This is a genomic window from Pseudomonas sp. AF03-9 (genome assembly GCF_020515815.1).
Taxonomy (GTDB): domain Bacteria; phylum Pseudomonadota; class Gammaproteobacteria; order Pseudomonadales; family Pseudomonadaceae; genus Aquipseudomonas.
In genome coordinates this window covers 14,890-27,837 of sequence record NZ_JAHPJF010000004.1, presented here as the reverse complement: position 1 = coordinate 27,837, position 12,948 = coordinate 14,890, and the positions used below count along the sequence as shown (strand labels likewise).

The 12,948-nt window shown below is 58.9% G+C and carries 12 protein-coding genes; 2 read left to right on the top strand and 10 right to left on the bottom strand.

Annotated elements, in window-relative coordinates:
* The first annotated feature begins 22 nt into the window (after positions 1-22).
* Entirely contained in the window at positions 23-889 is an 867-nt protein-coding gene (locus LIY36_RS08900) for a pirin family protein (RefSeq protein WP_226455455.1), read from the top strand.
* Between the two features lie 96 nt (positions 890-985).
* Here LIY36_RS08900 and LIY36_RS08895 read toward each other — a convergent pair whose 3' ends face one another.
* The 4 genes from LIY36_RS08895 to LIY36_RS08880 form a co-directional block, all read right to left on the bottom strand.
* Entirely contained in the window at positions 986-1,708 is a 723-nt protein-coding gene (locus LIY36_RS08895; protein WP_226455454.1) for a dienelactone hydrolase family protein, read from the bottom strand.
* Positions 1,709-1,774: 66 nt separating this feature from the next.
* The gene (gene htpG, locus LIY36_RS08890; protein WP_226455453.1) at positions 1,775-3,679 is read right to left on the bottom strand and encodes a molecular chaperone HtpG; all 1,905 of its coding nucleotides are present in this window, start codon (positions 3,677-3,679) and stop codon (positions 1,775-1,777) included.
* An 89-nt stretch (positions 3,680-3,768) separates the two neighbouring features.
* Positions 3,769-4,221, bottom strand: a complete 453-nt coding sequence (locus LIY36_RS08885; RefSeq protein ID WP_192298830.1) for a PaaI family thioesterase — start codon at positions 4,219-4,221, stop codon at positions 3,769-3,771.
* Positions 4,218-4,694, bottom strand: coding sequence for a PaaI family thioesterase (locus LIY36_RS08880; RefSeq protein WP_226455452.1), 477 nt, complete (start codon positions 4,692-4,694; stop codon positions 4,218-4,220). The genes LIY36_RS08885 and LIY36_RS08880 overlap by 4 nt, the downstream gene beginning before the upstream one ends.
* Positions 4,695-4,852: 158 nt before the next feature.
* Here LIY36_RS08880 and LIY36_RS08875 point away from each other — a divergent pair, with 158 nt between their 5' ends.
* Positions 4,853-5,104, top strand: a complete 252-nt coding sequence (locus tag LIY36_RS08875) for a hypothetical protein (RefSeq protein WP_192298828.1) — start codon at positions 4,853-4,855, stop codon at positions 5,102-5,104.
* An 89-nt stretch (positions 5,105-5,193) separates the two neighbouring features.
* Here the strand turns inward: LIY36_RS08875 and LIY36_RS08870 are convergent, their stop codons facing one another.
* The 6 genes from LIY36_RS08870 to odhB form a co-directional block, all read right to left on the bottom strand.
* Complete coding sequence (locus tag LIY36_RS08870) at positions 5,194-5,931, bottom strand: DUF599 domain-containing protein (RefSeq protein WP_192298827.1); 738 nt, start codon at positions 5,929-5,931, stop codon at positions 5,194-5,196.
* A 247-nt stretch (positions 5,932-6,178) separates the two neighbouring features.
* Positions 6,179-7,492, bottom strand: coding sequence for a branched-chain amino acid transport system II carrier protein (gene brnQ / locus LIY36_RS08865; protein ID WP_226455451.1), 1,314 nt, complete (start codon positions 7,490-7,492; stop codon positions 6,179-6,181).
* Between the two features lie 417 nt (positions 7,493-7,909).
* Positions 7,910-8,791, bottom strand: coding sequence for a succinate--CoA ligase subunit alpha (gene sucD, locus LIY36_RS08860; protein ID WP_071496227.1), 882 nt, complete (start codon positions 8,789-8,791; stop codon positions 7,910-7,912).
* Positions 8,791-9,957: an ADP-forming succinate--CoA ligase subunit beta gene (gene sucC, locus LIY36_RS08855; protein WP_003233235.1), complete on the bottom strand. Its 1,167-nt coding sequence runs from the start codon at positions 9,955-9,957 to the stop codon at positions 8,791-8,793. Before sucC ends, sucD begins: the two co-directional genes overlap by 1 nt.
* Positions 9,958-10,161: 204 nt before the next feature.
* Positions 10,162-11,598 carry a dihydrolipoyl dehydrogenase gene (lpdA, locus tag LIY36_RS08850; protein WP_226455450.1) on the bottom strand — a complete coding sequence of 479 codons (1,437 nt, stop codon included), beginning with the start codon at positions 11,596-11,598 and terminating at the stop codon, positions 10,162-10,164.
* Between the two features lie 100 nt (positions 11,599-11,698).
* Positions 11,699-12,919, bottom strand: a complete 1,221-nt coding sequence (odhB, locus tag LIY36_RS08845) for a 2-oxoglutarate dehydrogenase complex dihydrolipoyllysine-residue succinyltransferase (protein WP_226455449.1) — start codon at positions 12,917-12,919, stop codon at positions 11,699-11,701.
* Positions 12,920-12,948: the final 29 nt, after the last annotated feature.

The window sequence follows — 12,948 nt, the reverse complement described above, 5'->3', positions numbered from 1 at the left end:
CCCGCTCAGACTGGGATGCACCATGACCACCCTCACCGTGATCCGCCCTCGCCCCGAAGATGTCGAAGGCCAGCCGATCCTGCGCCCGCTACCATCGCGTGAATGCCGCAGTGTCGGGCCCTTCGTGTTTTTCGACCATATGCTGCGCACCCAATACGCACCGGGCAGCGGCATGAATATCCGCCAGCACCCGCACATCGGCCTGTCGACCCTCACCTACCTGTTCGAAGGCGCCTTGCAGCACAAGGACAGCCTCGGTTCGGACCAGCTGGTGCAGGCCGGCGATGTCAGCTGGATGACCGCCGGCAGCGCGATTGCCCACGTCGAACGTACCCCCGCAGCGCTCCAGGCCAGCGGTTTCAGCCTGCACGGGCTGCAAGTGTGGCTGGCCTCGCCGAGGGACCACGAAACCGGACCGGGGCATTACAGCCACCACCCGGCGGCGAGCCTGCCGGTGAGTGACAACCTGGGGGTGCAGATCCGGCTGATCGCTGGCAATGGCTTCTGCCTGAAATCACCGGTGCCGGTGCTGTCGCCGACGCTGTATGCCGAAGTGCGGATGCAGACGGCCACTACCCTGCTGATTCCGGATGAGCATGAGGAACGCGCGGTGTACCTGCTGGCAGGCGAAGCGCAATTGGACGGTGAGACGCTGGAGGTGCACAGCCTGGCGGTGTTGCCGGCAGGCCAGGAGATGGCGTTGTTTGCCGAGACGGATTGCCACCTGGTGATATGTGGCGGCGCGCCGCTGGATGGGCCGCGGCGGATCAATTGGAATTTTGTCGCGAGCGATCCGGCAGTTATCGAGCAGGCGCGGCAGCGTTGGGCGGCGGGGGATTGGCCGACGGTGCCCGGTGAAACAGACAGGATAGAGTTGCCGGTGAGATAGCCATCGCGGGGCCCCACTCCCACATTTTGATGTGTGAATACAGTCAAATGTGAGAGCAGGCTTGCCTGCAATGAGGCCAGTACAGACGCTGAACAATCAGCCCTGGAACACTTCATCCAACAAATCATGCATCGACTTGAACGCCCGCTTGGCGGTCTTCGCGTCATACATCATCTTGCCCGGCACGTTCGCATGCGGATCGGTGAAGGAATGCACCGCACCGCCGTAGCTCAACAATTGCCAATCTACACCGGCTGCGTTCATTTCCTCTTCGAACGCGGGCAGTTGCTCTCTCGGCACCAATGGATCGGACGCGCCGTGCAGCACCAGCACTGAACCCTGGATGTGCTTGGCGCCTGCCGGGTTCTGGGTGTCGAGAGTGCCGTGGAACGACACGGCAGCCTTCAACGGTGCTCCGGTACGCGCCAGTTCCAGCGCACAGAAACCGCCAAAGCAGAAACCAAAGGTCGCCAGCTTCGAGGTATCCACCTCGGCCTGGTCCTGCAGTTGCGCAAAGGCCGCCTGCAAGCGTTTGATCAGCGCCGGGTTGTCTTGCTTGAGCGGCATCATTGCCGCACCGGCTTCATCGCCATTCGAGGGGCGCACGGCTTGCCCATACAGGTCGGCGATCAGCACCACGTAGCCTTTGCTGGCCACGCTCTTGGCGATCTCCTCGGCACCCGCACTCACCCCCATCCAGTTCGGCGCCATCAACAGGCCCGGCAGCGAACCCTTGTGGCTGGCATCGAACGCCAGGCGGCTTTCGTAGGACTGGCCATCAATCTGATAGACCACGGAACGCACAGTGACTTGGCTCATCATTTACTCCAGTTGAGGTGCACTAGAACGAAAAAGCCCGCCGAAGCGGGCTTTTCTACAACGGTGTCAGACCGACAGTTCAACCAACAGCTTGTTCAGGCGGCGCACGTAGGCGGCCGGGTCTTTCAAGCTGTCGCCAGCGGCCAGGGCCGCCTGGTCGAAGAGGATGTGCGACAGGTCGCCAAACCGCTCTTCGTTCTGCTCGCCGTCGAGTTTCTCGATCAGCGGGTGAGCCGGGTTGAATTCGAAGATCGGCTTGGAGTCCGGAACCTTCTGACCGCTGGCTTCAAGGATCTGACGCATCTGCAGGCCCAGATCCTGCTCGCCGATGGCCAGGATCGCCGGGGAGTCGGTCAGCCGGTGGGAAACCCGCACTTCACTGACCGCATCGCCCAGGGACGCCTTGATCCGCTCAACCAAGCCTTCTTTGGCCTTGGCGACTTCTTCGGCTTCTTTCTTCTCTTCTTCGGAGTCCAGGTTCCCCAGGTTCAGGTCACCACGAGCCACGTCGACGAAAGACTTGCCGTCGAACTCGCTGAGGTAGCTCATCAGCCACTCATCGATACGATCGGTCAGCAGCAGCACTTCGATGCCTTTCTTGCGGAAGACTTCCAGGTGCGGGCTGTCCTTGACTGCTTCGTACTTCTCGCCGGTCAGGTAGTAGATCTTGTCCTGACCTTCCTTGGCGCGTGCCAGGTACTCGGCCAGGGACACCACCTGCTCGCCGTCGTCGCCCTGAGTGGAAGCAAAACGCAACAGGCCGGCGATTTTTTCTTTGTTGGCGAAATCTTCAGCCGGGCCTTCTTTCATGACCTGGCCGAAGTTTTTCCAGAAGCTTTTGTATTGCTCAGGCTCGTTCTTCGCCAGTTTTTCCAGCATGTCGAGCACGCGCTTGGTCAGCGCCGACTTCATGGAGTCGATGATCGGGTCTTTCTGCAGGATCTCCCGCGATACGTTCAGCGACAGGTCGTTGGAGTCGACCACGCCCTTGATGAAGCGCAGGTACAGCGGCAGGAACGAGTCCGCCTGATCCAACACGAACACGCGCTGCACGTAGAGCTTGAGGCCCTTGGGCGCTTCACGCTGGTACAGGTCGAACGGAGCACGGGTCGGCACGTAGAGCAGCGAGCTGTATTCCAGCTTGCCTTCGACTTTGTTGTGGCTCCAGCTCAGCGGGTTTTCGTAGTCGTGAGCGATGTGTTTGTAGAACTCCTGATACTCCTCGTCCTTGATCTCGGTACGCGGACGGGTCCACAGGGCGCTGGCGCGGTTAACGGTTTCCCATTCCTGCTCAGGCTGTTCCTCGCCTTCGACGGCAGCCTTTTCTTTCGGCAGCTCGATCGGCAGAGGGATGTGGTCGGAGTACTTCTTGATGATGTTGCGCAGACGGTAACCGTCGGCGAACTCATCTTCACCGGACTTCAAGTGCAGCACGATGCGGGTACCGCGGTCGGCCTTTTCGATAGTGGCGATCTCAAATTCGCCCTCACCCTTGGACGACCAGTGTACGCCTTCGCTGGCAGCGAGGCCGGCACGACGGCTGAATACTTCAACTTTGTCGGCAACGATAAAGGCCGAGTAGAAGCCCACGCCGAACTGGCCGATCAGGTGCGAATCCTTCTTCTGGTCGCCCGACAGGTTCTTCATGAAATCAGCAGTGCCGGATTTGGCGATGGTACCCAGATGGGTAATCGCGTCTTCACGGCTCATGCCGATACCGTTGTCTTCGAGGGTGACGGTGTTGGCGTCCTTGTCGAAGCTCACGCGGATTTTCAGTTCGGCGCCACCTTCCAGCAACTCAGGCTTGGACAGGGCTTCGAAACGTAATTTGTCGACGGCGTCAGAGGCGTTCGAGATCAATTCGCGAAGGAAAATTTCCTTGTTGGAATACAGCGAATGGATCATGAGGTGCAGCAGCTGCTTCACCTCGGTCTGGAAGCCCAGGGTTTCCTTTTGAGTTTCCACACTCATGGTCATCAAACTCCAATTGGATGGCAGTGGCCGCGCCCTTGAGGGTTGGCGGCGGGTTGTCATCAAAGTTGGGGGCTAAGACCAGGATTTCAAGGGCGGCTCGCTTCCTCGATTTTGAAATGCGCACGGGCAGTGGCAATCGGTTCCGCCGCGGTGCTCTGCCACGCGGTGATCGCGACATTCGCCACCCGTCGGCCCTGGCGCCACACCTGGCATTTGGCGTAAGTGTCGCGAAACTGGCCCGCGCGCAGGTAATCCAGGGAGAAATCGATGATTTTCGGCAACCCCGGCGCGCCGGTGAACACCAGCAGGTGCAGCGCCGCCGACAATTCCATGAAGCCTGCGATCACGCCGCCGTGGAGCGCCGGCAATATGGGGTTACCAATATTGTCCTTACTGGCCGGCAAGCGAAACAGCAACTCATCGCCCAAACGGGTGCATTCGATGCCGATCAGTCTGGCGTAGGGGATCTGCTCCAGCAGCGCTGCATAGTTGCCGCGTGCGTGGGCCTGTTCCAGGCGGGTCTTGAATCGATGGGTCATGCCTGTGCTCCATGGATGGTGCTGCCCAATCCTTGTGTGCCTTTAAGCCGCTTGCCCATACGCATGAACGTACCCACCACATGGGCGATGGGTTGCTGCGGGTCATCCTGATAGGCGAAGCCGCGGGTAAAGATCACGTCGGTGGTGACCCGGTAGCATTGGGCGAAGCCGTACACCGGCTTGTGGGGTTCGGCGGGATGCATGTAGTCGATGCGCAGGTCGAGGGTTGGGCACACCTCGAACTCCGGCAGGACGCACAGGGTCGCCATGCCGCAAGCGGTGTCCATCAAGGAGGTCAAGGCGCCGCCGTGGATCACGCCGGTGTGCGGGTCGCCGACCAGGTGCGGGGCATACGGCATGAGCAGCGTAATACCCTCCCCGCTGGCCCCATGGGCGGTAATGCCCAGCACCTGGCAATGGCGCAAGGCCGATACAAAGCGCGCCGCGCGCTCTAACAAAGGGTTTTCGGTCATTCGTTCGAGACTCTCATTAGTGTTGATCGAGGCTATCGGTGGCGCCGGAAAAAGTTCCTTTAAGTCAGTGGTTTATATATCTGTGAAACAAAAGGAACTAATGCTGGAGCCCCATGCTCGAAAGGCCAGTAGATATCTTCAATAAGGAGAAACAACCCATGCGCAAGACTTTAGCTATTTCCATGATGCTGGCCGCTGCCCTCGGTCTGGCTGCCTGCGACAAAAAATCCGAAGACAAAGCCCAAGACGCTGCTGCACATTCCGAGCAAGCTCAGAAAGACATGTCGAAGGCTCAGGATAAAGTGAACGACGCTGCGAAAGAAAACGCCGAAGCTGCCAAAGCTCAGGCTGAATCGAACGCCGCTGCAGCAAAAGAAGCAGCACCTGCTACTCCAGCCACCGGTTCTTGAGACCGCGGTTTGAAATAGCCTGACTGCAAAAAGAAAGCCCGCTTAGATAGCGGGCTTTTTTGCGGCTGCTGTTTGAGTTGAAACGTTAATCAAGCCAGCTCTTTAACCGCCTCCGGCTGTGCCGTATCGGTCGGGGTAAACACCATCACTTGCAGTACGTCGGAATGAAACTCCCGGCGATACAGCACCAGCACCACCCCGCTGCTCATCAGCATGAACAACCAGGGGCTGACAAACCACGCCAGCATGGTCATGCCGAAGTAGTAAGAGCGCAGGCCAAAGTTGAATTGGTTGGCGGCCATGGAAATCACGCGCGCCGCTCGCAGGGCGAACGCCTGACGTTCCTGCTCGGACACGTGCCGCTCACCGATCATCGGCGCAGAACCCACCAGCACTGCCGCAAAGTTGTACTGGCGCATGCACCAGCTAAAGGTGAAGAAGGCGTAGACGAACACCAGTGCCAGGCACAGCAACTTGATCTCGGACATACCCTGGGATGCCTGCTGCACCATCGGAATGTCCGCCAACAGCGACACCGCCCGCTCCGAGGCGCCCAGCACCGTGAGAATACCGGCGAGGATGATCAAGGTACTGGAAGCGAAGAACGAGGCGTTACGCTCCAGGTTGCCGATCACGCTGGCGTCGGCGATGCGGTTGTCGCGCATCAGCATGCGGCGCATCCAGTCTTCGCGATACAGATGCAGCACACTGGCCAGGCAGGCCGTGTCCCGGGCCTTCCAGGTGGCATAGCGGGTGTAGCCACCCCAGCACAGGGCGAACCAGAAGGCGGCAAGCAGGTGGATCTGATTGGTTTCGATGAACGACATGCGGGCCCCTATGACGAGCGCGATCAGGGTGGGAGCTGGCTTGCCTGCGATGGCGTCTGCTCAGTCACTATTGTGCCAACTGACAGTCCGCTATCGCAGGCAAGCCAGCTCCCACACTGACCGCGTTTCAACTTGAATTTTTCTTAACCTGTTCGACGCTAGCCCAGGCAAAAAGACACTGCCAGCCGCCCATAAAAAAAGCCCCGTATCGATTGATACAGGGCTTTTCGATAGCGCGTTCAGCGGATCAAGCGATCGCTTCGCTGCGCTTGCCCAACAGACGGTCAATTACCACGGCCACTCCCAGCACCATCACCGACGGCACCAGCCAGGCCAGGCCTTGCTCGCTCAGCGGCAGGTTGGTCAACTGTGCAGGCAACCAGTCGGCGAAACCTGCACCCTTGAGCGCATCGATGCAGCCAAAGATGAACGACACCAGCATCACCGGCCCCACGATACGGCCCTGCTCCTGCCAGAAGTCTTTGCAGAAGCTCAACGCCACCAGCACGATGCACGGCGGGTAGATCGCGGTGAGTACCGGGATCGAGAACGCAATCAGCTTGGTCAGGCCTAGGTTGGACACGAACAGCGAGAACAGCGCCAGAATCACCACCAGCGTCTTGTAGGACAGCGGCAGGATACGGCTGAAGTACTCGGCGCAGGCACAGGTCAGGCCTACAGCTGTCACCAGGCAAGCCAGTGAGATCAGCACCGCCAGGAAGCCGCTGCCCAGGGAACCAAAGGTATGTTGCACGTAAGCGTGGAGCACCGCTGCGCCGTTACTGGCACCGGCGGCAACGGCATGGCTGCCCGAGCCCAGGCGAAACAGGCTGAAGTACACCAGGGCCAGGCCCACGCCGGCAATCAAGCCCGCAATGATGGCGTAACGGGTGATGAGCTTCGGCGACTCGACGCCACGGGAGCGGATGGCATTGACGATCACGATGCCAAACACCAGGGCGCCCAGGGTATCCATGGTCAGGTAGCCCTGGATAAAGCCTTGGGAAAACGGTGCAGCGACATATTCGGGGGTAGCGACGCCCACGTCACCGGCCGGCAAGGCAAACGCGGCAATGCCGAGCACGGCCAGCGCGATGATCTTCAGCGGTGCCAGGAAACGCCCAACGGTGTCCAGCAAACGCCCCGGATACAGGGAAACGAAGAACACCACCAGGAAGTACACCGAGCTGTAGAGCAACAGTGCCAGCGGGCTTTCACCAGTCAGCGGCGCCAGGCCCACTTCAAAGGACACGGTCGCGGTACGCGGGGTGGCGAACAGCGGCCCTACCGCCAGATACGCCGCCGCCGCGAGCAGGCCACCGGCGATCTTGCCGATCGGGCTGCTCAACGCGTCCATACCGCCGCCGACCTTGGCCAGGGCGATCACGGTAACCACCGGCAAACCCACTGCGGTGATCAGGAAGCCCAGCGCTGCCATCCAGACATGAGGCCCGGACTGCAAACCTACGATAGGCGGGAAGATGATGTTGCCGGCGCCCACGAACAGGGCAAAGGTCATAAAGCCCAGCGCCAGGACATCCTGGCTTTTCAACACTTTCATTTCGGGAAATACCACACTACTGAATCGGAATTTAGAGAGGGATTCCCTGTGGATGAGGGAACTACTGTCGGCCCTGATGGGGGTCGACCGGTCTAGCGCGGGGCTTCCTTTTGGGAGGCACACGCATAAAGAGGCGGCTAGGGTACAGAATTTGGCTGACAAGCGCACTGTTGCGGGGCGTACTGTCCGATAAGCGACATCCAAATGTCGCGTTTTCATACTTAACCTGGCAGACCAATCCAATGTGGGAGCGGGCTTGCTCGCGAATGCGGTGTATCAGTCAACTTATCTGAATCTGACACTCCGCATTCGCGAGCAAGCCCGCTCCCACATTTTTGATCTTCACCAGATCCAGAATGCACAAAGGCCACCCGAAGGTGGCCTTTGTGTTGGTGAAGCGTCAGTTAAGCGCGAGGCTTACTTGACAGCCCAACCGGTCAGCTCGGCCAGGGCCTTGCCGATGTCTGCCAGCGAACGCACGGTTTTAACGCCTGCGTCTTGCAGCGCAGCGAATTTCTCGTCTGCAGTGCCTTTGCCGCCAGAGATGATTGCGCCAGCATGGCCCATGCGCTTGCCAGCAGGGGCAGTCACACCAGCGATGTAGGAAACAACCGGCTTGGTCACGTGTGCCTTGATGTAGGCAGCCGCTTCTTCTTCAGCCGAACCGCCGATCTCACCGATCATCACGATCGCTTCGGTCTTCGGGTCTTCCTGGAACAGTTTCAGGATGTCGATGAAGTTCGAGCCTGGGATCGGGTCACCGCCGATGCCGACGCAAGTCGACTGACCGAAACCGGCGTCAGTGGTCTGCTTGACCGCTTCGTAGGTCAGGGTGCCGGAACGGGAAACGATACCGACTTTACCTGGCAAGTGAATGTGACCTGGCATGATGCCGATCTTGCATTCGCCCGGAGTGATCACGCCTGGGCAGTTAGGGCCGATCAGGGTAACACCCAGCTCGTCGCACTTAACTTTAGCGTCCAGCATGTCCAGGGTAGGAATGCCTTCGGTGATGCACACGATCAGCTTGATGCCGCCGAATGCTGCTTCCAGGATCGAGTCCTTGCAGAAAGGAGCTGGAACGTAGATCACGCTGGCAGTGGCGCCAGTGGCAGCTACAGCATCTTTCACGGTGTTGAACACTGGCAGGCCCAGGTGTTCGGTGCCGCCTTTACCAGGAGTTACACCACCAACCATCTTGGTGCCGTATTCGATGGCTTGCTGGGTGTGGAAACTACCTTGGGAACCGGTAATACCCTGGCAGATAACTTTGGTGTCTTTATTGATCAGGACGCTCATTATTTGCCCTCCGCAGCTTTGACAACTTGTTGAGCAGCGTCGGTCAGGCTGGTAGCCGCGATGATGTTCAAACCGCTTTCTGCCAGTACTTTAGCGCCCAGTTCAGCGTTGTTGCCTTCAAGGCGAACAACAACCGGGATTTTAACGCCGACTTCTTTCACTGCACCGATGATGCCTTCGGCAATCATGTCGCAACGAACAATGCCGCCGAAGATGTTGACCAGTACTGCAGCGACGTTGGAGTCGGACAGGATGATCTTGAAAGCTTCGGTTACGCGTTCTTTGGTAGCACCACCGCCCACGTCGAGGAAGTTGGCTGGTTTGCCGCCATGCAGGTTGACGATGTCCATGGTACCCATGGCCAGGCCAGCACCGTTGACCATGCAACCGATGTTACCTTCCAGGGCTACGTAGTTCAGTTCGAACTTGGCAGCGTGCGCTTCGCGCGGATCGTCTTGCGACGGATCGTGGAAAGTCTTCAGCTTAGGCTGACGGTACATGGCGTTGGCGTCGATGTTGATCTTGGCATCGAGGCAATGCAGATCGCCGTCGGCCTTGATCACCAGCGGGTTCACTTCCAGCAGGGCCAGATCGTGATCCTGGAACAGTTTGGCCAGACCCACGAAGATCTTGGCGAACTGGGCAACTTGCTTGCCTTCCAGGCCCAGCTGGAAAGCCAGCTCGCGACCCTGGAATGGCTGAGCGCCAACCAGTGGATCGATAGTGGCTTTCAGAATTTTTTCTGGGGTTTCGTGAGCGATCTTCTCGATGTCCACGCCACCTTCGGTGGAAGCCATGAACACGATGCGACGGCTCGAACGGTCAACGACAGCGCCCAGGTACAGCTCTTTAGCGATATCAGTGCACGATTCAACCAGGATCTTGGTGACTGGCTGGCCATTGGCATCAGTCTGGTAAGTCACCAGACGCTTGCCCAGCCACTGCTGTGCGAAGGCCTTGGCGTCTTCTTTGCTGCGAACCAGCTTAACGCCGCCCGCTTTACCGCGACCACCAGCGTGGACCTGGGCTTTGACAACCCACTCGGTACCACCGATTTTGTCGCAAGCTTCTGCTGCTGCTTCCGGGGTGTCTACTGCGTAGCCCTTGGATACTGGCAGGCCGTATTCAGCGAACAGCTGCTTACCCTGATACTCGTGAAGATTCATGCTTTTTACCGTCTTCGTTAGGTACTGCGCATTCGGCGCTGCGCTCATTATGAGTGCCGCGCCACCTGTGACTGCTGCTTGCGCAACTTGCGGGGCTCAAGGCCCGTAAAGCTGCGCAAGGCTGCGTCCAGCGGATATTCCGCGGTGAGTCTTGCGCACAAGGCTCACGACGGGCAACTCCGCCGTGGTTTCTTATTATCTCGCTTAGCGCTTCTTGCGGTTGGCGATGTGGATGGCGCCGCCATTCACTGCCAACGCTGCTTCGTGCAATGCTTCGGACAGGGTCGGATGGGAGAAGACCATCATGCCCAGGTCCTCGGCACTGGTGCCGAACTCCATACCGATCGCGCCCTGCTGAACCAGTTCTGCAGCGCTCGGGCCAATCACGTGGACGCCCAATACGCGGTCAGTCTTGGCATCAGCGATGACTTTGACAAAACCACCGGTGTCGTTCGCTGCCATGGCACGGCCAGAAGCGGCAAACGGGAAGGTGCCGACGTTAACTTCAACGCCTTCAGCTTTCAACTGCTGTTCGTTCTTGCCGACCCATGCAATTTCCGGGTGGGTGTAGATAACCGAAGGGATCAGGTCGTAGTTCATCTGGGTCTTGTGGCCCTTGATGCGCTCGACAACCATGATGCCTTCTTCGGAAGCCTTGTGCGCCAGCATCATGCCGCGAACCACGTCACCGATGGCGTACACGCCAGGCACGGAGGTTGCGCAGTGATCGTCAACGTGCACGTAACCGCGCTCGTCGAGGGTCACGCCGCTGTCGGCTGCCAGCAGGTCGGTGGTCACTGGACGGCGACCCACGGCTACGATCAGCTTGTCGAAAGTGATGGTTTTTTCGCCATCCTTGTCGGTGTAGTTGACGACAACTTCTTCACCGTTGACTTTCGAACCGGTCACGCGAGCGCCCAGCTTGATGTCCAGACCTTGTTTGGTCAGGGTTTTCAGTGCTTCTTTGGAAACGGCGGTGTCGGCAGCCATCAGGAACGTGTCCAGGGCTTCCAGCACAGTCACTTCGGCACCCAGGCGGGACCATACCGAACCCAGTTCCAGGCCGATCACGCCAGCGCCGATCACGCCCAGACGCTTGGGAACAGCCTGGAATTCCAGGGCGCCGGTCGAATCAACGATCACGTTGTTGTCGACTGGAGCCGGTGGAATGTCGATTGGACGCGAACCTGGAGCCAGGATCACGTTCTCGGCTTCGATGATTTCGGTCGAACCGTCTGGCTTGGTGATTTCAACTTTCTTGCCGGCCAGCAGCTTGCCGTGGCCTTGCAGGGAAGTGACGCCGTTGGCCTTGAACAAGGTCGCAACGCCGGAAGTCAGGCCTTTAACGATGCTGGCTTTACGGCCGACCATTGCTGGCACGTCCATGGTCACGCCAGCATGGTTGATGCCGTGGATCGCGAAGCCGTCTTGGGCTTCGTGGAATTTCCAGGAGCTGTCCAGCAGCGCCTTGGAAGGAATGCAACCGACGTTCAGGCAAGTACCGCCCAGTGCCAGTTTGCCTTCCTTGTCGGTGTATTTTTCGATGCAAGCAGTCGAGAGGCCCAGTTGTGCGGCCTTGATGGCGGCAACATAGCCGCCAGGACCTGCACCAATCACTACAACGTCAAATTTCTGCGACATGAAAATAGATCCTCTATTTAGCGACAAGCTTTAAGCGTCAAGCTGCAAGCCAAGCTGCTTTTTCCTGCAGCTTGCAGCTCGCAACTTGACGCTGCTTATATCAGATATCCAGCAGCAGACGAGCCGGGTCTTCCAGCAGGTTCTTGATGGTCACCAGGAAAGTCACGGCTTCTTTACCATCGATCAGGCGGTGATCGTAAGACAGTGCCAGGTACATCATCGGGCGGATCACGACTTGGCCGTTGATGGCCATCGGACGCTGGATGATGTTGTGCATGCCCAGGATCGCAGCTTGTGGCGGGTTGACGATCGGGGTCGACATCATCGAACCGAAGGTACCACCGTTGGTGATGGTGAACGTACCGCCGGTCATCTCGTCGATGGTCAGCTTGCCGTCACGGGCTTTCTTGCCGAAGGTGGCGATGCCGCCTTCGATTTCAGCCAGGCTCATCAGTTCGGCGTTACGCAGGACCGGCACCACCAGGCCACGGTCGCTGGACACCGCTACGCCGACGTCTGCGTAGCCATGGTAAACGATGTCGTTGCCGTCGATGGAAGCGTTGACAGCCGGGAAGCGTTTCAGCGCTTCGGTGGCCGCTTTCACGAAGAACGACATGAAGCCCAGGCGCACGCCGTTGTGGGACTTCTCGAACAGATCCTTGTACTTAGAACGCAGGGCCATGACTTCGGTCATGTCGACTTCGTTGAAAGTGGTCAGCATCGCCATGTTCGACTGGGCTTCAACCAGGCGCTTGGCCACGGTGGCACGTACACGGGTCATCGGTACGCGCTTCTCGGTGCGGTCGCCGGCAGCGAACACAGGGGCAGCGGCAGCCGGGGCAGCAGCCTTGGCAGGCGCGGCAGCTGGAGCGTTTTTCTTGGCTTCAACAGCAGCAACCACGTCTTCCTTGGTCACACGGCCGTCTTTGCCGGTGCCTTTGATGGAAGCCAGGTTGATGCCGTTTTCTTCAGCCAGTTGGCGCGCAGCTGGAGCAGCGATCGGGTCTTCAGCGCCAGCAGCCGGGGCGGCAGCAGGTGCCGAAGCAACTGGTGCAGCGGCGGTAGGAGCAGCGGCAGCAGCGCTGCCCTCTTCAATCGAGCCCAGAACCTGGTTCGACAGGACGGTAGCGCCCTCTTCAGCCACGATTGCGCCCAGCACGCCGTCAGCCTCGGCCAACACTTCCAGAACAACTTTGTCGGTCTCGATGTCGACGATCAGGTCGTCACGCTTTACAGCGTCGCCTGGTTTCTTGTGCCAGGTGGCAACGGTGCCATCGGCAACCGATTCCGGGAATGACGGGGCTTTGATTTCGATAGCCATTATCTGTGTGTCCTTAAAATTCGGTTTCA